The following is an 18,680-nucleotide window of genomic DNA, read 5'->3' as shown; positions in this document are numbered from 1 at the left end:
AGTGACGATGCAAAATATCCTATTTAAAAAATTTTTTACTTTGTCAACAAACTGTTTTGTTTATTATTTTTTGTTTTGGGAATTATATTAGTGAATCTTACAATTGGAGGTATGTTATGGACATAAAAAAAGCTGTGCTTGACAACTTAAAAGGAAGAACAAAAGAGGAAATCAAAGGGTTTATACAGGAGGTTGTTGACAGCAAAGAGGAAAATGCAATACCAGGATTGGGGGTGATTTTTGAGGCGACGTGGGAAAAGTTGAGCAATGAGGAGAAAGACAGTATGATGAATTTGATAATGAGGGGAATATCTTAAAAGCCGAGGTTTAGTCCTCGGCTTTGTAATTATAATAAAAATATTGTCACAAAATATGCTGCTATAAGACCTGCTATTGCAGGTACCATGTTTTTTTTAGCGATTTTTTCGGCTTCTACGTCTATTACTGTAGAAACAGCTACGGTACTCCAAGGTATTATTGTACCACCTCCTGTCCATATTGCGGCTATCTGCCCTATAGAAGCTAAAATTGCCGGGTTTAGATTTAAAGTTGAAGAAATTGTTTTAGCAATAGCACCTATTAAAGGAAGGCCTGAGAATCCAGAACCAGATAAACCAGTCAGAACTCCTAATGAAAATTCTAATAAAGAAACAGTGTACTTATTTAATGGAATGTGCTGAGATAAATACATTCCTAAATCTACAAGATATCCTTTTGCATGAGGACTTATAACTTCCTTTGCCATGCTTGTTTCTCCAAGGAGAAAAAAAGCGCTGATGACTATAATTGGGGAAAAGGTTCTCATTCCAGTTATAAAACCTTCTCTTAAATATTCGCGGGTTTTGTCTAAAAAATTTTTTTGTACTATTGTAGAGGCAATTAAAACTATTATAGATGTTCCTCCTATCAAAGCAGTGGCCGCGTTAGAGTGAATTCTAAATAAGAGCATCAGAATTATATCCAAAATAAAAAGTACTACTGCGATTATTGAAACCACAAAACTACTAAAAGGAGGAGAAGGTTTGTCAATGCTATTAACATCTAAATGATTGTTTTGCTGTTGTATTTTACTTTGCTGCAATGTGCTAAAATAAAGTATAAGAATGCTTACAGTTGAGGCTGTAGCCCAAATAGGTAAGCTTGTCAATATCAATGTATGAATTGGTATACCTGCTGCCCTGGCTGTTATAGAGGGAGCTCCTTGTATGAAAAAGTCTCCCGATAATGCTACCCCAAAGCCAAAAATTGAAACAATAGAGGCAAGACTTATTTTGTTAATACCCGATTTTAAAGCGGGATTGATGAGGACTGTGCCGAGTAAGCCCACTGCAGGTGCAGGCCATATAAAAAATGATAAAAACATCGTTAAAAAGCCGATTATCCAAAAAGAAAAAGTAGGAGTTTTTAAATATTTTATAAATGGTTTAGTTATGATTATATCTGCGCCTATATCATCTAAAGCTTTTGACATAGATATTATAAGTGATATTATTACTATAATTTGCCATAGCCTTTTTCCTGACACAAAAATTGCAGTGTAGAGTATTTGAACGGCTTTTAAGATATTTCCAGTTGATAGAAATCCAATTAAAAATATTGCTAATATTATGGGTAGAATTATATCTTTTCTCATTAAAAGTAAAATCAATATAATTAAAATCATTATTAGATATGCTATGTGGGATGCAGTCAAGGTAACCATTTCAACACCTCTCAATATTTTTCATAGTTTTATGATAGCTATATTTTGAGTTTTTATACCTTTTATAAAGTGGTATAATTGTTATGAGGTGTTATAATGAACAAGATTGCAATGATTGCTTTATTAACTTTAAATGTATTTTCTTTTGTTTTAATGGGTATTGATAAATATAAAGCGATGCATAAACTTTGGAGAATAAGTGAAAAGACCTTTTTCTTTTTAGCACTATTTGGTGGTTCAATAGGCGTATGGATTGGCATGTGTTTTTTTAGACATAAGACGAGGCATAAATTATTTACAATAGGAATACCATTTATTATTTTTTGCCAAATTTTATTGTTTTCTTACATAAAAGTTTGGTAAAACAATGCATATAATAAAAACTTGCAAGAAAAACTATTTTTTTTATAAAAAATTATTTGCTATAATAGAGTTGAGAAATTAACAAATAGGAGGAATACCGATGAAAGCAATGACTATAAAACCAGGAGTAAGTAAAATTGGCGCAGTACATTGGGAAAGAAGATTATTCGACTCTTTAATACCCCTGCCAGATGGTACGAGTTATAATGCCTATTTGGTAGAAGGAAAGGATAAAATAGCCCTTTTAGATACTGTAGATCCGATGACTTCAGATGTTTTGATAGAACAGTTAAAGGATGTAGAAAAAATTGATTATATAATAGCACATCATGCCGAGCAAGACCATTCAGGATGTATTCCTTTAGTCCTTGAGAAATATAAAGAGGCTAAGGTGATATGTACCCCTAAAGCAAAAACTTATTTGATGGATTTACTTTTAATACCTGAAGACAAATTTATTACTGTAGAAGACGGTGAAACTTTAGATTTAGGAGGAAAGACGTTAAAATTCATACATGCCCCGTGGGTACATTGGCCAGAAACAATGTTTACTTACCTTGTAGAAGATAAAATCCTTTTTACGTGTGACTTTTTAGGTTCCCATCTTGCAACTTCTGAACTTTATGCAACAGATGAGTGCAAAGTGTATGAGGCAGCAAAAAGATACTATGCAGAAATAATGATGCCTTTTAGAAACTTTATAGAAAAGGACTTAGAAAAAATAAAAGATTTGGATATAGATATAATTGCTCCTAGTCATGGTCCTGTGTACAATAACCCTAAATTTATCTTAGATGCTTATAATGAATGGGTTTATGCAAAACCTAAAAATATAGTCGTAATACCTTATTCTACCATGCACGGCAGTGTGAAAAAAATGGTGGAATACCTACAGACTGTTCTTGTGGCAAAGGGCGTCATTGTAAAGCCTTTTGATTTGTCTGTTACAGATATAGGTGAATTGGCTATGGCATTAGTGGATGCTGCTACAATAGTTATAGGTACTCCAACAGTACTTACAGGTGCTCATCCAATGGTGGTTTATGCTACTTATTTGGCCAATGCTTTAAAGCCGAAGACAAAGTTTGTTTCAATTATAGGCTCTTATAATTGGGGTAGCAGGGCACAAGATCAGCTTTCTCAAATGATTACCAATTTAAAAGTAGAGGTTATTTCACCAGTTTTCATAAAAGGATTCCCAAAAGAAGAAGACTTTAAGGCTCTTGATAAGTTAGCTGAAGAAATAGTGAAAAAACATGAAGAGGCTGGAATTTTATAATTTAAAAGCACTCGTGATTAGTGCGAGTGCTTTTTTATGTCTTCTATCAAATTTTTTACATTTTCTTTGATTATATCTCTTATTTCACGAAATTTATTTAAAACTTCTTCTTCTGTGCCTGTTGCTCTTGCAGGGTCTTCTAAGTCCCAATGGAGGCTTTTTATTGAAGGAGGCAAAGCAGGACATTTATCTCTTGCATCACCACATAAAGTTATCACATAATCTGCTTTAAAAAGGATATTTTCATCCAATAAATCGGAAGTTTGATTGCTTATGTCAATTCCTATTTCCTTCATAACTTGTACAGCTTTTGGGTTTAAACCGTGAGCTTCTACACCACCACTATATACTTCAAAATCATCTTTTCCATAATATTTGCCAAAACCTTCTGCCATTTGACTTCTACAGGAATTGCCAGTGCATATAAAATATAAAATTTTTTTATTTTTTGACACGTAACATCCCCCTTTTTTGTTTATTCACAAATTATTATAGATGATTGTAGATTATAAAACAATCCGCTTTTTGTTAAGAATATGTTAAATTCTTTTGAGTAAAATAAAGTAGAGGTGATGTTTAATGTTGAATTATCCATACGGGCAAAATTCCATAGCGCCTGGTATAATTGTTACACCAGACAATGGAAATGCAAATTTAAAAGTACCAACAGATACATTTAGTATATATGTAAATGAAGAATATGTAGGAGATAAAATTCTTATTGCGCAAGGGGATTTAGGGAAAAATTCTGTAAAGGAGTACCTTATGAATCAAGGTTTTACGGATTTTAGCTATACAATTGATGGAAAAAATATTTATATAGACACATATGAAGAAAATGCTAAAAATATGATAAATTATTTAAAAGTGTATTTAAGAATAAGGTAAAAGGGACTAAAATGGGTCCCTTTTTAAATTTTGTTATATTGCAGATAAAAACAAGGAAAAATAATAGTGTAAAGGTATTAAGCAGGGTTTTTCCCTGCTTTTTAAATGAAAGCATGTGAATTTCGTCATTTAAAATTTTAAAATGTGTGATATAATTATATAACACCCTCAAGTAAAAAATATTATACAACAATAATTATTATTAAGGAGGATTTATATGAAGGTAGGTTTAATTGGATTAGGACGAATGGGATTTAATCTTGCTTTAAATATGAGAGACCATGGGCATGAGGTAGTGGTATATAACAGGTCACCTGAGAAAATAAAAGAGGCTGAAAAGGAAGGAATAAAAGGAGCTTATACAATTGAAGATTTAGTAAAAAACCTTGAAAGAAGAAGAATAATATGGCTTATGGTACCTGCAGGAGACCCTGTTGACGAAATGATAGAAAAATTAGTTCCCTTGCTTGAAGAACATGACATCATAATAGACGGCGGCAATTCCTACTATAAAGATACTTTAAGAAGGTATGAGATGCTTAAAGAAAAAGGAATTGATTTTGTAGATGTGGGCACAAGTGGAGGAATTGAAGGAGCAAGACATGGGGCTTGCACCATGATAGGAGCAGAAGATGAGGTCTTTAAATATATTGAACCTCTAATTAGGGATATAAGTGCGGAAAACGGTTATTTACATACAGGAAAAAACGGTTCAGGACATTTTGCAAAAATGGTTCATAACGGCATAGAATACGGAATGATGCAGGCTATAGGAGAAGGGTTTGAGGTTTTAGAGAAAAGTCAGTTTGATTTTGATTTAAAAGAAGTGGCCAGAGTTTGGAGTCATGGGTCAGTGATTCGCGGATGGCTTATGGAGCTTATGGAAAAAGCTTTTGAAAAAGACCCTAAATTGTCTGGGATAAAAGGAGTAATGCACTCTTCTGGAGAAGGACTCTGGACGGTAGAAGAAGCTTTAAACCTCAAAGTGCCAGTGCCTGTAATTGCACAGTCTTTATTTATGAGATATCGTTCAGAGCAAGAAGATACATTTGCAGGAAAGGTTGTAGCTGCTTTGAGAAATGAGTTTGGAGGACATGCGGTGGAAAAGAATTAATAGAGGTGGTTTTATGGTTAAAAATAATATATCTAATATAATGGTTATATTTGGCGGGACAGGGGATTTGACTCACAGAAAACTTATGCCTGCTTTGTACAATTTGAAATACCAAAAAATTCTTCCTGAAAATTTTGCTGTTGTATCCATAGGAAGAAGAGACAAAACAGAGGAACAATATAGGAAGGAAGTATTAGAGTCTGTTAAAAATTATTCGAGATTTGACATTGATGAAAAAGTTTGGCAAGATTTAAGTGAAAGGATATATTATAAGAGATTTGACTTTGTATATGATAATGGCTATATGGAATTAAGTTCTTTTTTAAAAGAACTTGATGAAAATTACAATACAAAGGGCAATAGGGTATACTATCTTGCAGTAGCTCCAGAATATTTCGGTATAATTGTTGAAAAACTCTATAGGCATGGTATGGTAAATAATGAGACTTCCTGGCAAAGGGTGGTCATAGAAAAACCTTTTGGAGAAGATTTGGAATCGGCACGGAAATTAAATAAAATGATAACTGATGTTTTCACGGAAAGGAATACCTATAGGATAGACCATTATCTGGGAAAAGAGATGCTTCAGAACATAATGGTAATTAGATTTGCTAATGTATTTTTTGAACCTGTGTGGAACAGAAGGTATATTGATAATGTTCAGATTTCTTCAAATGAAATAGTTGGAATAGAAAATCGCGGTGGGTATTATGAAAAAGCCGGGGCGTTACGGGATATGGTACAAAATCACATGATGCAACTTCTAACTTTAACGGCAATGGAACCGCCTGTAAATCTCGATACAGAATCTATAAGAGATGAGAAGGTAAAAGTTCTGAAGTCTTTGGAGATATTTACTCCAGAGGCTGTTGAGAAAAATGTTGTGAGAGGGCAGTATGCAGGATATAGACAAGAAGACAAAGTTTCCCCTACTTCTAATACAGAGACATTTGTAGCTTTGAAAGTGCATGTGGAAAATTTTCGCTGGGCAGGAGTACCTTTCTACATTCGCACAGGCAAAAGAATGCCGGAAAAGTCTACACAAATTGTAATACAGTTCAAACCGTTGCCAGGAATCTTGTATTTTAAAGAATATAAAAATTTATTGCCAAATTTATTAGTTATAAAAATTCAACCTGAGGAAGGTGTAAAGCTTCAATTTAATGCAAAAGTTCCTGGGGCAGGAGATATCACCATACAACCTGTAGATATGGATTTTTGTCAAAATTGCCAGATTTCAAATAATTCTCCAGAAGCTTATGAAAGACTTCTTTACGATGTCATGAGAGGAGATTCTACTTTATTTACGCGATGGGATGAGGTAGAATATTCTTGGAAGTTTGTAGATGCTATTGCTGAAGCATGGAAAGACAAAACGCCTGACTTTCCTAATTATCAGCCAGGGACCTGGGGACCTAAAGAAGCAAATGAGCTGTTACTAAGGGACAATAGAATGTGGTGGAATGTATAAAAGAAGGGGGTAAATTAAATGAAAATATACGATATTTCAATGGAAATTCACGAAAATATGACTGTTTACAAAAATAAAGAAGAGAAAAGGCCTAAACATACTATTACTGTTGATAGTGGCGATGTGAGAGAGTCCTGTATTAGCATGGACATGCATACAGGAGCGCATATTGATGCTCCTCTACACATGATTAGGGGAGGAGATACAGTAGAAAATATAGACCTCAATAAGGTTATAACTAAATGTAAAGTATTTGACTTTACAAATATATCTGATAAAATAACATCGGAAGACCTTGCAAGTAAAGACATTCAAAAAGGAGATTTTATAATATTTAAAACAAGAAATTCTTTTAGAGAGGATTTCGATTTTGAATTTGTCTATTTAGATAAAAGCGGTGCCCAGTTTTTAAAAGAAAAAGGTGTAATTGGTGTAGGTATTGATGCATTAGGAATTGAGAGAAATCAGCCAGAGCATGAAACTCACAAGATTCTTTTAGGAGCAGGTATAGTTATTCTTGAGGGACTACGGTTAAAAGATGTAGAAGAAGGAGAATATTTCTTATATGCTGCGCCTTTAAAAATTAGAGGTGCCGAAGCCTCCCCTACAAGAGCTGTTTTGATAAAGGAAGAGTAAAAAATCATGAAGTTAAAATGGTCTAAGGGCAAAAATTTTGTTTTTGGAAAAATCTCATATGATGAAGAAAATACAGATGAATATATAGAGCTTTTATTTGAAAAATTCGGCAAAGAATTTTTTGAAGAAGTATATTTAGAGTATCAAAAAGGTACGACTATTGACGTAGCTTTTAAAGAGGTGCTAATCAAGCATAATAAGCTAAAACCCTTAAATATAAAAAAATTGCAAATAAAAAAGCAATAAGTCAGATTTACTAGCTTATTGTTCTATTGCATTTTTATAGGGCTAAAGGTACAATATAGTTAAGAAAACTTTTACGTAAGGGGATTTTGTATGAGAGAATACAGTGTATTTGATATTATGGGGCCTGTGATGATTGGACCCAGCAGTTCTCATACAGCAGGGGCCGCAAGGCTTGCGAAAATTGCTCGAGAAATTGTGGAAGAGGATATATCAGAAGTGGAATTTGTATTGTATGAATCTTTTGCCCGTACATATAGGGGACATGGTACGGATAAGGCTCTTGTGGCAGGGATATTAGGTTTTGACCCAGATGATGAGAAACTGCCTCATTCTTTTGAAATAGCAAGACAGCAAGGGATAAAGTTTAAATTTACTGAAAGTGACGAAGAATCACCACATCCCAATACTGTAAGAATGATAATAACAGGTAAAAGTGGACAGAAAAACAGCATTTTAGGATGTTCTATTGGTGGAGGAAATGTACTTTTAAAAGAGATAAATGGCATAGAGGTAGAGTTTACTGGTGAATATGAAACATTGATTACAAATCACATAGATAGACCAGGAATAGTAGCAAATGTCACTAAAATTTTTGCAGATTATAAAATAAATATAGCTTTTATGAGAGTGTACAGGCATTCAAAAGGTGATAAAGCTATTATGGTCATAGAATCAGACCAAAAAATACCTGATGCTGCAAAAGAAACGATAAAAAACATTGATGGAATTTTAAATGCCATAATAATAAATCCTATGTAATGGAGGTATAAAATGTATCAATTTAATCATGGTTATGAACTATTAGAACTTACAAAAAAATTTAACTTACCAATATCGCAAATTGTGGTGCTAGCGGAGCAAGAAAAGACAGGAGAAGGCCTTGATACAATTTTTCAAAAGATGAGAAATAACCTCAAAGTAATGAAAGAAGCTATTAATAAAGGTTTAAATGAAGATTTAAAATCAGTAAGTGGTTTATCAGGTGGAGATGCAAAAAAACTATATGAAAGAATAATCATTGGCAATACTCTTTCTTGTGAAACAATGGCAAAAGCTGCTGCTTCTGCTCTTGCAGTGACAGAAGTAAATGCTTCTATGGGTAAAATTGTTGCTGCTCCTACTGCAGGTTCCAGTGGAGTTATTCCGGGAGCTCTTATTACAGTGGCGAGAAAATTTGGCAAAAGTGATGATGATATGACAAGAGCTCTTTTCACTGCTACCGGCATAGGTATTATAATAGCTAAAAATGCTACTTTATCTGGAGCTGAGGGGGGATGTCAAGCAGAAGTAGGTTCTGCTTCAGCGATGGCTGCAGCAGCTTTAGTAGAACTTATGGAGGGAACACCGGAGCAGTGTTTGACGGCAGCTTCTTTTGCTATAATGAATTTGCTAGGGCTTGTATGCGACCCAGTTGCAGGGTTGGTAGAAATCCCTTGTGAAAAGAGAAATGCCCTTGGGGCGCTTAATGCTATGATATGCGCTGATTTTGCAATAGCAGGAATGGACAGTGTCATACCCTTTGACGAAGTGGTAGAAGCTTTGTATAAAGTAGGAAAAGCCATACCTTACGCTTTAAGGGAAACTGCAGAAGGGGGACTTGCAAAGACTCCTACAGGGATAAGGCTTAAAAAAGAGATATTTGAAAAAGTTGAACGGGGGGATTAAAGTGGAGGTTTTAAAAGATAGAAGCGAAATTGAAGATAAGTATAAATGGCGACTTGAGGATATATATGAAAATGAGAATTTGTGGGAAGAAGACTATAACAAGACTAAAGAGCTTTTAAAAGAAATTGTAAAGTTTAAAGGCAAAATTAACACTTCAAGAAATTTATTAGAGGTACTAAAACTTAATGACCAAATTGGGATGACAGCCAGCAAAATTTTTGCCTATGCCCGTATGAGAAGAGACGAAGATAATACTAATCCCAAATATCAAGCTTTGACTGACAAGGCCATGAGACTCAATGTTGAAGTTATGAGTGCTACTTCTTTTATAGCTCCAGAGATTTTATCCATTGATACACAAAAATTAATGGAAATGATAGAAGGATTAGAAGAATTAAAGATTTATAAGCAATATCTTGAAGATTTAATTAGGTTTAAACCTCATGTACTTTCACCGGAAGAAGAAAAAATATTAGCAGAAGCAAAAACATTGGCAGAGTCTGTTTCAAATATATACACCATGTTGAATAATGCTGACATGAGATTTCCTATTATTAAAGATGAAGAAGGCAAAGAAGTAGAAGTAACTCATGGCAATTTTGTACGCTTCATGCAGAGTAAAGACAGAAACGTCAGAAAAGCCGCATTTAACGCCATGTATGACACATACAAAAAATTTATAAATACTTTTGCTTCTACAATGGCAGGAAATGTAAAGAAAGATATTTTCTACGTGAAGACACGGAAATATAATTCTTCATTGGAAGCCTCACTATTTGAAGATAATGTAAGTTTAGAGGTTTATAACAATCTTATAGAGACAGTACATAGTAGACTTGATGTATTACATAGATATGTGAGGCTTAAAAAGAAGCTTTTAGGTTTAGACGAACTTCACATGTATGACTTGTATGTACCTTTGATACAGGAATATGATAAGAAATTTACGTATGAAGAGGCAATAGAGCTGGTACTCGAAGGGCTAAAGCCGCTGGGAGATGAGTACATAAATTTACTCAAACAAGGGTTTAATTCCCGTTGGGTAGATGTTTATGAAAACCGAGGTAAAACTTCTGGAGCTTATTCATGGGGAACTTATGGCACCCATCCTTATGTACTTTTAAACTATCAGGGCAAATTAAATGATGTATTTACAATTGCCCATGAAATGGGACATTCTTTGCATACGTATTATTCAAATGCGACACAACCATATGTGTATGCAGGATATAAGATTTTTGTGGCAGAAGTAGCTTCTACTTGTAATGAGGCTCTACTGATGGATTATCTTTTAAAAAATTCAAAAGACGAAAAAGAAAGACTTTATCTTTTAAATCACTTTTTTGAGGAATTCAGAGGAACAGTCTATAGGCAGGTTATGTTTGCTGAGTTTGAAAAACTCATACACGAAATGGCAGAAAGAGGAGAACCTCTTACAGCGGAAGTGTTAAACAAAAAATATTATGAATTAAATAAGCTCTACTATGGAGATGACATAGTAGTAGATGAAGGAATAAGCTATGAGTGGGCGAGAATCCCACATTTTTATAGAAATTTCTATGTCTATAAATATGCTACTGGATTTTCTGCGGCAATAGCTATTTCTCAGATGATACTAAATGAGGGGGAAAAAGCTGTAGAAAGATACAAGGAGTTTTTAAAGAGCGGAAGCTCTGATTATCCCTTAAACCTTTTAAAGAATGCAGGAGTAGATTTAACTACTCCAAAACCAGTAAACGAAGCTTTGGATGTTTTTGAAAAATTGCTTGATGAGTTTGAAAAAATACTATAATGAATCAAGAGGGCAGTAAAAGAGACTGTCCTTTTTTCCAAACAAAAGTTCAAACGCTGGGGACGGTTCCCTCCGTCCGATTTCAACTTAAAATTCAGACAAAAGGAACCGTCCCCTTTGTCTGAAAATAAAAAAGTGTGAGGTGTGAACTTTGGATTTTATAACAGTTGATTTGAAAGAAAGGTCTTATCCTATATATTTTGCCTATGATTCTTTTGATAAATTAGGAGAAATAGTAAAGAAACATGTAAGAAGTAGTAAAACATTTATAATAACTGATTCTAATGTTTATCCTTTGTATTTTGAAAAACTCAATGAAAGTCTTAAAAAAAGTCGTTTTGATGTGTCATATGAAGTTATTCCTGCAGGGGAAACAAGTAAAACAATGGAAATGGCACAAAGGCTTCTTGAAAAAGCTTATGACTATGGACTTTTAAGAGACAGTTCAGTTATAGCTCTTGGAGGAGGCGTTGTAGGAGACATAGCTGGATTTGTCGCAGCAACTTACATGAGGGGAATAGACTTTGTGCAAATTCCTACGACTTTGTTGGCGCAGGTTGATAGCAGTGTAGGGGGCAAAGTAGCAGTTAATCTAAAAAAAGGCAAAAACATAATAGGAGCTTTTCATCAACCTAAAATGGTATATATAGACACTGCCGTTTTAAATACGTTAAATAAAAGAGAAATACTTGGTGGATTAGCTGAAATAATCAAATATGGTATTATATGGGATTTCAGTTTATTTGAGTATATTGAAAGCAACATTTATGAAATTTTAGATTTAAAAGAAGATAAATTAAGGCATATAATCAAAAAATCTTGCGAAATAAAAGGGAAAATCGTATCTCTTGATGAAAAAGAAGAAAACCTGCGTTCAATATTAAATTTTGGCCACACAATAGGACATGCCATTGAAGCTTTAACAGGTTATGAGAGGTATATTCACGGTGAAGCTGTTGCTATAGGTATGGTATACGCTTGTAAACTTGCATTAAATTTAGGGTATATTGATGAAAAATATTTTGAAAGAATTTTTTCTTTAATACAAAGAACAGGATTACCTACAGATTATGAGGATTTGCCCAAAGAAAACATCGTAGAGGCTATAAAACTTGATAAAAAGAGTAGAGAAGCGAAAATAAATTTTGTTCTTCCTCGTGGTTTAGGAAAAGTTGAAGTTATGACTGTTAAAGAGGAAGAAATTTTAAAAGTTTTAAAATAAGCGGGTAACCGCTTTTTTCTTTATCTTTTTTAGACTTTATGAAAAATTTACTTGACTTTACTTATGCAAAGTATTAAAATATCACCAATATTATAAATTGCAAGGGGGTGTTGGATGAAAATTGGTTATTTAGGGCCTAAAGGAACATTTTCTGAAGAAGCTGTTATAAAATACACACAAGGTGTTGAAAATTGTGAAGTTGTAGAGTTTAACACCATTCCGGAAGTCATAAATTGTATAAGCAATAGCTTATGCGAAGAGGCAGTAATTCCTATTGAAAACTCTATTGAAGGTTCTGTAAATATTGCCGTAGATATGCTGATAAATGACGCAAATGGGATAATGATAAAAGGAGAGGTGATAATACCTATTTCCCATTGCTTGATTTCGGATGCTCCAGTTGAATTTAAAGATGTACATTGTATACTTTCTCATCAGCAGGCAATTGCTCAGTGCAGGGAATATATATCTAAAAAATTTCCCAATGCGGAAATAAAAGCTACAGACAGTACTGCCCAAGCAGTCTTAGGTGTCAAATCTAAACCTGGAGTAGTGGCAATAGGTCCTGAAAGAGCAGCTGTTATTTACGGTATGAGAATAATTGATAGGGACATACAAGACGTAAAAGAAAATTTTACAAGGTTTTTGGTCCTTTCTCAAAAGGACGGGGTTGTCACAGGAAAAGACAAGACATCAATAGTATTTTCTGTCCCAAATGTTCCAGGCAGTTTATATAACGCTTTAGGGGTTTTGGCCAACAAAAAAATCAATATGACAAAAATAGAATCTCGACCTTCAAGGAAAAAACTTGGGGAATATGTTTTTTGGGTGGACATTGAGGGGCATAGAGAAGATGAAATAGTAAAGAGTGCCTTAGAAGAGTTAAAAAGTAGAACGGATTTTTTAAAAGTGTTAGGTTCATATCCTAAATTTAAGTAGAACGGTAGAATGGAGGAATTGGAAATGGTAATTGTTATGAATATTGATGCTACTGATAAGCAAATCTCTGATATTACAAATCTTTTAACATCTCTCGGTTTAGGTTACCACATTTCAAAAGGTGAGGAAAAGATAGTCATAGGTGTCATTGGAGATAAGAAAAAATTGGAAGGTAAGGCTATTGAAATGATGGAAGGTGTTGAAAAAGTTATTCCTATTGTAGAACCTTACAAACTGGCCAGCAGAATTTTTAAACCAGAGCCCACCATTGTGGAAGTAGAAGGGGTAAAAATAGGTGGAAGCAACATAGTTATAATGGCAGGACCTTGTGCAGTAGAAAGCAGAGAGCAACTCTTTGAAAGTGCTATGGCGGTTAAAAAAGCAGGAGCTCAATTTTTAAGAGGAGGGGCATTTAAACCGAGAACATCTCCTTATTCCTTCCAAGGGCTTGAAGAAGAAGGCTTAAAAATGCTTCAGGAAGCAAAGCAGCTTACCGGACTCAAGATTGTGACAGAAGTCATGGATGTTCATTCAGTTGAACTGGTGGCGCAATATGCTGATGTTCTTCAGATAGGTGCGAGAAATATGCAGAATTTCTCATTACTTAAAGCAGTAGGTAAAATAAATAAGCCTGTGTTATTGAAGAGAGGGCTTGCTGCAACATTAGGAGAATGGCTAAGTGCTGCTGAGTATATTCTAAATGAAGGCAATAAGGACGTTATCCTTTGTGAAAGAGGAATAAGGACTTTTGAAACTTATACGCGAAATACCTTAGATTTAAGTGCAGTTCCAGCCATAAAAAAATTAAGCCACTTACCTATAGTTGTTGACCCTAGTCATGGCACTGGTAAATGGGACCTTGTAGCTCCTATGGCTAAAGCTGCTATAGCAGCAGGAGCTGATGGTCTCATTATTGAGGTACATCCCGATCCCAAAAATGCTTTATCTGATGGGGCTCAATCTCTTACTCCTGAAAATTTTGAGACTTTGTGTGAGGATATAAAGGTTATTGCTAAAGCGGTAGGACGGGATTTTTCATGATAAGAAAAGCGGTTATTATAGGATTGGGTCTTATAGGAGGGTCATTGGCAAAAGCACTAAAAAAATATACAGATATAAATATTATTGCTGTTGATATAAACAGAGACAATTTACGCAAAGCGTTGGAAGAGGGAGTAATTTCTTATGGTATGACACACCTTGATTTTCAAGTAGATACTGATGTAGTTTTTATATGCACACCTGTTGGAAAAGTTGTTGAAAGCGTAAAAAATATAATTCCTTATTTAAAAAGAGGCTGCATTGTAACGGACGTTGGAAGTACAAAAAAAGTCATAATGGAAGAGGTGCAAAAATTTTTACCCGATGAAATTTTTTTCATCGGGGGTCATCCTATGGCTGGCACAGAGAAAGCAGGTTATGATAACGCTGATGCAGATTTATTTGTCAATTCAAATTATTTGTTGACACCTTCTGATATTGTAAAGGAAGATATTTTGGAATTATTTATAGATGAAGTGATAATAAAAATAGGTGCGAAACCGGTAATTATGGATTATAATAAACACGATGCCATTGTAGGAGTTATAAGCCATGTACCTCATATAATTTCTGCTATACTTACAAATTTTGCTTATCATAAATGCAGTGAAGCTTTTAAATACGCAGCTGGTGGATTTAAAGATACTACGCGAATTGCCTTGTCTCAGACTGAAATATGGAAAGACATAATTTGCACAAACAAAGAAATTATTTTGGACTTACTAAAAAATTACAAGGAAGTCCTAAGTGACTTTATTTGTTATTTAGAAAATGATGATATTGACAGTATACAAAAATTTCTTGAAGATGCAAGAAAATATCGAAACACTATAACTTGAGGTGTTGTTATGGATATTGAAGTTAAAAAGAAAAAATTTTTAAAAGGTGTTATCTCTGTTCCAGGGGACAAGTCAATATCTCACAGAGCTGTAATGATTGGGTCAATTGCAGAGGGAATTACAGAGATTGAAAATTTTCTTTTAGGAGAAGATTGTATATCTACTATTAATTGTATGAGGAATTTAGGAGTTGATGTTGAATTAAAAGGAACAAACGTTAAAGTTTATGGAAAGGGGCTTTATTTAAATAAAAGCGAAAAAATTCTTGATGTAGGAAATTCGGGTACTACCATTAGGCTTTTGATGGGTATTCTTTCTGGTCAAAAATTTGAGACTACCGTTACAGGTGATGATTCTATAAAGAGACGCCCTATGGGAAGAGTGATAACTCCTCTTAGTATGATGGGAGCGAAGATAGTCGCGAAAGAAGGAAATTTTGCACCTCTTACGGTTTTTGGAAACAAACTTAAAGGCATATATTACAAAATGCCAATTGCCAGTGCACAGGTTAAGTCCAGCATAATGCTGGCAAGCCTTTACGCTGATGATAAAACGACTATTGAAGAGCCCTACCCTTCAAGGAATCACACGGAACTCATGTTTAGTTCTTTTGGTGCTAAAGTGGATGTAAATGGAACAAAAATAACCTGTTACCCTGGCTACAAATTACATGGGCAAAGAGTTATTGTACCAGGGGATATATCGTCAGCAGCATATTTTATTGTTGCTGCAACTCTCGTTCCGAATTCGGAGGTTACTATAAAAAATGTAAATGTAAATCTTACAAGAACTGGTATTATCGATGTGATAAAAGAGATGGGAGGAGACATTGTCTTAACAAATGAAAGAACTATAAACAATGAAAAAGTAGCGGATATAACAGTTAGGACTTCAAGGCTAAAAGGAATTGAAATTGGAGGAAGTCTTATTCCAAGGCTTATTGATGAAATTCCAGTAATAGCAGTTGCAGCAGTTTTCGCAGAAGGGAAAACAGTGATAAAAGATGCCGAGGAGTTAAAAGTAAAAGAAAGCAATAGAATAAATACAATCACTTCAGAATTAAAGAAAATGGGAGCAAAAATTTTTGAAACAGAAGATGGGATGATTATAGAAGGGACGGGTTTTTTAAGAGGAAATACAGTGGAAAGTTACAACGACCACAGGATTGCTATGTCTTTATGGGTTGCTGGACTTATAGCAGAAGGAGAAACTAAGATAAAAAATGCTGAATGTGTAAATATTTCGTATCCAGATTTTTATAAAACCTTCGATATATTATAAAAATAGGATAATGTTATTTTTTATCAAAATTTGATCTTGAATTCCTATATATTGTATGTTATTATACTAGTACAACAATATATAGGAGTGATTGAAATGAAAAACGGAGTAGCAGAAAATAAAACACAGTTGAAAGAAAATAAAGCTGATCAAAATAATGTAAATGTGTTTACATGTCCGGATTGCGGCGCTAAATTGGTTCATGAAGGAGGTTGTGTTTTTTGTCCTTTCTGTGGATATAGTGAATGCCAGTAAGTACCTGTCTTTCCACCAGTTTAATATAGACACAAATTAAATATCCGGCTATAATTTAGTTAAAAATATGCCGAATCCCCGATAAGGGGTACGGGGGAATTAAATTGGGGTGAATCCACTTTGTGGTAGGGTGGCCCTCACCCGAACCCGTCAACTAACCTCGGAGGCGAAAGGGGGAAACAGCATGTTTAATCTTTACATCAAGGTCAAACCTCTCATCGCATCAATTATAGCCGGATTGTTTATTTTTCAATCAGTATTTGCCGCAACTTATACAGTTAAACCTGGTGACACTCTATGGGGCATAAGTCAAAGATACGGAACTACATATACTAAGCTGATGGCTTTAAATGGTCTTCGAAGTATAATAATATACCCAGGACAAGTTTTGCAAGTGCCAGGTAGCGATAACACATATGTTGTTCAAAAAGGTGACAGCTTGTATTTAATTGCTAAAAAATACGGCATTACTGTTGATATGCTCAAATCTGCGAATGGATATAAAAGCGACATAATATATCCTGGACAAGTCTTTATTATACCCAGTGCTACTTCTTCTAGGACATATCAGGATGTCAGTAGAGGTTCTATTGAAAGGGGTGTAATACCATACACAAAAGAGGAATTTGACCTCCTTGCGCGCCTTGTTACAGCAGAAGCAGACGGTGAACCTTATAAGGCTAAAGTAGCAGTTGCGGCCGTAGTAATAAACAGAGTTAAAAGTGGTATTTTCCCTAATACTATAAAAGACGTGATATATCAAGTCGATGCATACGGAAATTACCAATTTACTCCTGTGTTGAATGGATGGATAAATAGATCTGCTTCAGCTGATGCTATAAGTGCAGCAAGAGATGCGTTAAGCGGTGTTGACCCAACAGACGGAGCCTTGTATTATTTTGACCAAAGTTCTACTAATGCGTGGTTGTGGTCACTTCCTATAGCGGCAAGAATAGGTAATATGGTTTTCTGTTACGGCAGGTAAAACTTCCGATGAGAGGGCCAAAAACGGGTACAATTTAAGTACCCGTTTTTGGCTTAGAAAAACAATTTATACAAAGTAGAAAGGCCAAAGGCGATGAATATGAAAGAAGATAGATATTTTAAGTATTGAGATGGAATTTTTTTATTGAAATAGATACCTACAATTATTCCTAATATATCTGCTAAAAATATCCCAAGCGTAGTACCTATTAATATGTACAGAGGACTGTTATATGATGCAGTCAAAGCTATAGCAGCCAATTGTGTTTTGTCTCCAAATTCTGATAGTACATATGTACTTATAATAGTTGCAACAGGATCGTATTTTGAATTTTTTATTTTTTCCTGTTTTGTTTCTCCCTCTATTAAAGTTGAAATTCCAAAAAACAAAAATAATAAAGCAGCTGAAAATTTTATATAAAAAATGGGAATATATTCGGTGATATACGAACCAAATATCACAGCAATACCATTGTTTATTAAGGCTGCGATAAATATACTTATAAGAACAGTCCTTACTTTAAAAAGAGTAGCAAAAGTCATTGACATGAGCTGTGACTTATCTCCCATCTCAGAAGTAAAGATAAGGACAAATGATGTGACAAGTGCCTCCATTTTATATTGCCTCCCCAATTATTATATTTCCTCTATAAATAAATTAAGACCTTTACATAATATGTAAAACATATTATGTAAAGGTCTCGTTCTTTAAGGTAAAGCCAGGGTTTCCCGATATGTTGACTTTACCACATATAAGCTATGCGAACTACTCCCCTCTACTCAATATATTGTAAAAAATTTATCATAAAATGTCAATAGGAGCAATACAAACAAGAATAATGTCACATCATTTAGTTTATTTTTTTAACATTTTTACTATTTCTGTATATTCGTCTGAAGTAATTTCACCGCGAGCGTACCTTAACTTGGCAATTTCTAATGCTTCATTATTAGGATCTGTAT

General features: G+C 34.3%; 22 protein-coding genes and 1 riboswitch. Of the genes, 18 read left to right on the top strand and 4 right to left on the bottom strand.

Going from position 1 to position 18,680, the window contains the following annotated elements:
* The first annotated feature begins 116 nt into the window (after positions 1-116).
* Complete coding sequence (gene sspI / locus I4N53_RS07220) at positions 117-317, top strand: small acid-soluble spore protein SspI (RefSeq protein WP_003868635.1); 201 nt, start codon at positions 117-119, stop codon at positions 315-317.
* Between the two features lie 29 nt (positions 318-346).
* On the opposite strand, the gene I4N53_RS07215 is transcribed toward sspI, so the two are convergent.
* Positions 347-1,702: a hypothetical protein gene (locus I4N53_RS07215; protein ID WP_214495945.1), complete on the bottom strand. Its 1,356-nt coding sequence runs from the start codon at positions 1,700-1,702 to the stop codon at positions 347-349.
* 96 nt (positions 1,703-1,798) lie between these two features.
* Here I4N53_RS07215 and I4N53_RS07210 point away from each other — a divergent pair, with 96 nt between their 5' ends.
* Together I4N53_RS07210 and I4N53_RS07205 are read left to right on the top strand one after the other, a co-directional pair.
* Positions 1,799-2,065: a DUF1294 domain-containing protein gene (locus tag I4N53_RS07210; protein ID WP_214495944.1), complete on the top strand. Its 267-nt coding sequence runs from the start codon at positions 1,799-1,801 to the stop codon at positions 2,063-2,065.
* 100 nt (positions 2,066-2,165) lie between these two features.
* The gene (locus I4N53_RS07205; RefSeq protein ID WP_214495943.1) at positions 2,166-3,344 is read left to right on the top strand and encodes an FprA family A-type flavoprotein; all 1,179 of its coding nucleotides are present in this window, start codon (positions 2,166-2,168) and stop codon (positions 3,342-3,344) included.
* A gap of 17 nt (positions 3,345-3,361) precedes the next feature.
* Here I4N53_RS07205 and arsC read toward each other — a convergent pair whose 3' ends face one another.
* Complete coding sequence (arsC, locus tag I4N53_RS07200; protein ID WP_003868630.1) at positions 3,362-3,799, bottom strand: arsenate reductase (thioredoxin); 438 nt, start codon at positions 3,797-3,799, stop codon at positions 3,362-3,364.
* Between the two features lie 124 nt (positions 3,800-3,923).
* Between arsC and I4N53_RS07195 the strand changes: the two genes are divergently transcribed.
* The 15 genes from I4N53_RS07195 to I4N53_RS07125 all read left to right on the top strand — a co-directional run bounded on the left by I4N53_RS07195 (position 3,924) and on the right by I4N53_RS07125 (position 17,718).
* On the top strand, positions 3,924-4,232 hold the full coding sequence (locus tag I4N53_RS07195) for a hypothetical protein (RefSeq protein WP_214495942.1): 309 nt from the start codon (positions 3,924-3,926) through the stop codon (positions 4,230-4,232).
* A gap of 217 nt (positions 4,233-4,449) precedes the next feature.
* Positions 4,450-5,346 (top strand): phosphogluconate dehydrogenase (NAD(+)-dependent, decarboxylating), encoded by an 897-nt coding sequence (gnd, locus tag I4N53_RS07190; protein WP_009052280.1) that lies wholly within the window; start codon positions 4,450-4,452, stop codon positions 5,344-5,346.
* Between the two features lie 13 nt (positions 5,347-5,359).
* On the top strand, positions 5,360-6,817 hold the full coding sequence (gene zwf, locus I4N53_RS07185; RefSeq protein ID WP_003868627.1) for a glucose-6-phosphate dehydrogenase: 1,458 nt from the start codon (positions 5,360-5,362) through the stop codon (positions 6,815-6,817).
* An 18-nt stretch (positions 6,818-6,835) separates the two neighbouring features.
* The gene (locus tag I4N53_RS07180) at positions 6,836-7,453 is read left to right on the top strand and encodes a cyclase family protein (protein ID WP_003868626.1); all 618 of its coding nucleotides are present in this window, start codon (positions 6,836-6,838) and stop codon (positions 7,451-7,453) included.
* Between the two features lie 6 nt (positions 7,454-7,459).
* The gene (locus I4N53_RS07175) at positions 7,460-7,699 is read left to right on the top strand and encodes a hypothetical protein (RefSeq protein WP_214495941.1); all 240 of its coding nucleotides are present in this window, start codon (positions 7,460-7,462) and stop codon (positions 7,697-7,699) included.
* Positions 7,700-7,789: 90 nt separating this feature from the next.
* Complete coding sequence (gene sdaAB, locus I4N53_RS07170) at positions 7,790-8,458, top strand: L-serine ammonia-lyase, iron-sulfur-dependent subunit beta (RefSeq protein ID WP_214495940.1); 669 nt, start codon at positions 7,790-7,792, stop codon at positions 8,456-8,458.
* A gap of 12 nt (positions 8,459-8,470) precedes the next feature.
* The gene (sdaAA, locus tag I4N53_RS07165; RefSeq protein WP_214495939.1) at positions 8,471-9,364 is read left to right on the top strand and encodes an L-serine ammonia-lyase, iron-sulfur-dependent, subunit alpha; all 894 of its coding nucleotides are present in this window, start codon (positions 8,471-8,473) and stop codon (positions 9,362-9,364) included.
* Between the two features lies 1 nt (position 9,365).
* On the top strand, positions 9,366-11,156 hold the full coding sequence (gene pepF / locus I4N53_RS07160) for an oligoendopeptidase F (protein WP_214495938.1): 1,791 nt from the start codon (positions 9,366-9,368) through the stop codon (positions 11,154-11,156).
* Between the two features lie 151 nt (positions 11,157-11,307).
* On the top strand, positions 11,308-12,378 hold the full coding sequence (aroB, locus tag I4N53_RS07155) for a 3-dehydroquinate synthase (protein ID WP_214495937.1): 1,071 nt from the start codon (positions 11,308-11,310) through the stop codon (positions 12,376-12,378).
* A 114-nt stretch (positions 12,379-12,492) separates the two neighbouring features.
* Positions 12,493-13,317, top strand: coding sequence for a prephenate dehydratase (pheA, locus tag I4N53_RS07150; RefSeq protein ID WP_214495936.1), 825 nt, complete (start codon positions 12,493-12,495; stop codon positions 13,315-13,317).
* A gap of 24 nt (positions 13,318-13,341) precedes the next feature.
* Positions 13,342-14,358, top strand: a complete 1,017-nt coding sequence (aroF, locus tag I4N53_RS07145) for a 3-deoxy-7-phosphoheptulonate synthase (protein ID WP_214495935.1) — start codon at positions 13,342-13,344, stop codon at positions 14,356-14,358.
* A complete protein-coding gene (locus I4N53_RS07140; protein WP_012995048.1) occupies positions 14,355-15,197 on the top strand; it encodes a prephenate dehydrogenase/arogenate dehydrogenase family protein in 843 nt (280 codons plus the stop codon). Before aroF ends, I4N53_RS07140 begins: the two co-directional genes overlap by 4 nt.
* A gap of 9 nt (positions 15,198-15,206) precedes the next feature.
* Positions 15,207-16,478, top strand: a complete 1,272-nt coding sequence (gene aroA / locus I4N53_RS07135; RefSeq protein WP_214495934.1) for a 3-phosphoshikimate 1-carboxyvinyltransferase — start codon at positions 15,207-15,209, stop codon at positions 16,476-16,478.
* A gap of 96 nt (positions 16,479-16,574) precedes the next feature.
* On the top strand, positions 16,575-16,733 hold the full coding sequence (locus I4N53_RS07130; RefSeq protein ID WP_169303715.1) for a hypothetical protein: 159 nt from the start codon (positions 16,575-16,577) through the stop codon (positions 16,731-16,733).
* A 58-nt stretch (positions 16,734-16,791) separates the two neighbouring features.
* Positions 16,792-16,917, top strand: a riboswitch (cyclic di-AMP (ydaO/yuaA leader).
* A complete protein-coding gene (locus I4N53_RS07125) occupies positions 16,918-17,718 on the top strand; it encodes a cell wall hydrolase (RefSeq protein ID WP_214495933.1) in 801 nt (266 codons plus the stop codon).
* Positions 17,719-17,771: 53 nt separating this feature from the next.
* On the opposite strand, the gene I4N53_RS07120 is transcribed toward I4N53_RS07125, so the two are convergent.
* Positions 17,772-18,332 carry a TMEM165/GDT1 family protein gene (locus I4N53_RS07120; protein ID WP_214495932.1) on the bottom strand — a complete coding sequence of 187 codons (561 nt, stop codon included), beginning with the start codon at positions 18,330-18,332 and terminating at the stop codon, positions 17,772-17,774.
* Between the two features lie 241 nt (positions 18,333-18,573).
* The coding region (locus tag I4N53_RS07115; RefSeq protein ID WP_214495948.1) for an SHOCT domain-containing protein at positions 18,574-18,680 on the bottom strand (107 nt) is incomplete at its 5' end.

The organism is Thermoanaerobacter sp. CM-CNRG TB177 (assembly GCF_018588165.1).
Classification (GTDB): domain Bacteria; phylum Bacillota; class Thermoanaerobacteria; order Thermoanaerobacterales; family Thermoanaerobacteraceae; genus Thermoanaerobacter; species Thermoanaerobacter thermocopriae.
This window is presented reverse-complemented; position numbering and strand designations above follow the sequence as displayed.

Excerpts from the sequence above, each read along its gene's own strand:
- I4N53_RS07120 (WP_214495932.1), bottom strand. The coding sequence starts at position 18,332 with ATGGAGGCACTTGTCACATCATTTGTCCTTATCTTTACTTCTGAGATG.
- sspI (WP_003868635.1), top strand. The coding sequence starts at position 117 with ATGGACATAAAAAAAGCTGTGCTTGACAACTTAAAAGGAAGAACAAAA.
- I4N53_RS07125 (WP_214495933.1), top strand. The coding sequence starts at position 16,918 with ATGTTTAATCTTTACATCAAGGTCAAACCTCTCATCGCATCAATTATA.
- pheA (WP_214495936.1), top strand. The coding sequence starts at position 12,493 with ATGAAAATTGGTTATTTAGGGCCTAAAGGAACATTTTCTGAAGAAGCT.
- zwf (WP_003868627.1), top strand. The coding sequence starts at position 5,360 with ATGGTTAAAAATAATATATCTAATATAATGGTTATATTTGGCGGGACA.
- I4N53_RS07130 (WP_169303715.1), top strand. The coding sequence starts at position 16,575 with ATGAAAAACGGAGTAGCAGAAAATAAAACACAGTTGAAAGAAAATAAA.
- I4N53_RS07140 (WP_012995048.1), top strand. The coding sequence starts at position 14,355 with ATGATAAGAAAAGCGGTTATTATAGGATTGGGTCTTATAGGAGGGTCA.
- I4N53_RS07205 (WP_214495943.1), top strand. The coding sequence starts at position 2,166 with ATGAAAGCAATGACTATAAAACCAGGAGTAAGTAAAATTGGCGCAGTA.
- aroF (WP_214495935.1), top strand. The coding sequence starts at position 13,342 with ATGGTAATTGTTATGAATATTGATGCTACTGATAAGCAAATCTCTGAT.
- sdaAB (WP_214495940.1), top strand. The coding sequence starts at position 7,790 with ATGAGAGAATACAGTGTATTTGATATTATGGGGCCTGTGATGATTGGA.
- gnd (WP_009052280.1), top strand. The coding sequence starts at position 4,450 with ATGAAGGTAGGTTTAATTGGATTAGGACGAATGGGATTTAATCTTGCT.
- sdaAA (WP_214495939.1), top strand. The coding sequence starts at position 8,471 with ATGTATCAATTTAATCATGGTTATGAACTATTAGAACTTACAAAAAAA.
- I4N53_RS07215 (WP_214495945.1), bottom strand. The coding sequence starts at position 1,702 with ATGGTTACCTTGACTGCATCCCACATAGCATATCTAATAATGATTTTA.
- I4N53_RS07175 (WP_214495941.1), top strand. The coding sequence starts at position 7,460 with ATGAAGTTAAAATGGTCTAAGGGCAAAAATTTTGTTTTTGGAAAAATC.
- I4N53_RS07210 (WP_214495944.1), top strand. The coding sequence starts at position 1,799 with ATGAACAAGATTGCAATGATTGCTTTATTAACTTTAAATGTATTTTCT.
- aroA (WP_214495934.1), top strand. The coding sequence starts at position 15,207 with ATGGATATTGAAGTTAAAAAGAAAAAATTTTTAAAAGGTGTTATCTCT.
- I4N53_RS07195 (WP_214495942.1), top strand. The coding sequence starts at position 3,924 with ATGTTGAATTATCCATACGGGCAAAATTCCATAGCGCCTGGTATAATT.
- I4N53_RS07180 (WP_003868626.1), top strand. The coding sequence starts at position 6,836 with ATGAAAATATACGATATTTCAATGGAAATTCACGAAAATATGACTGTT.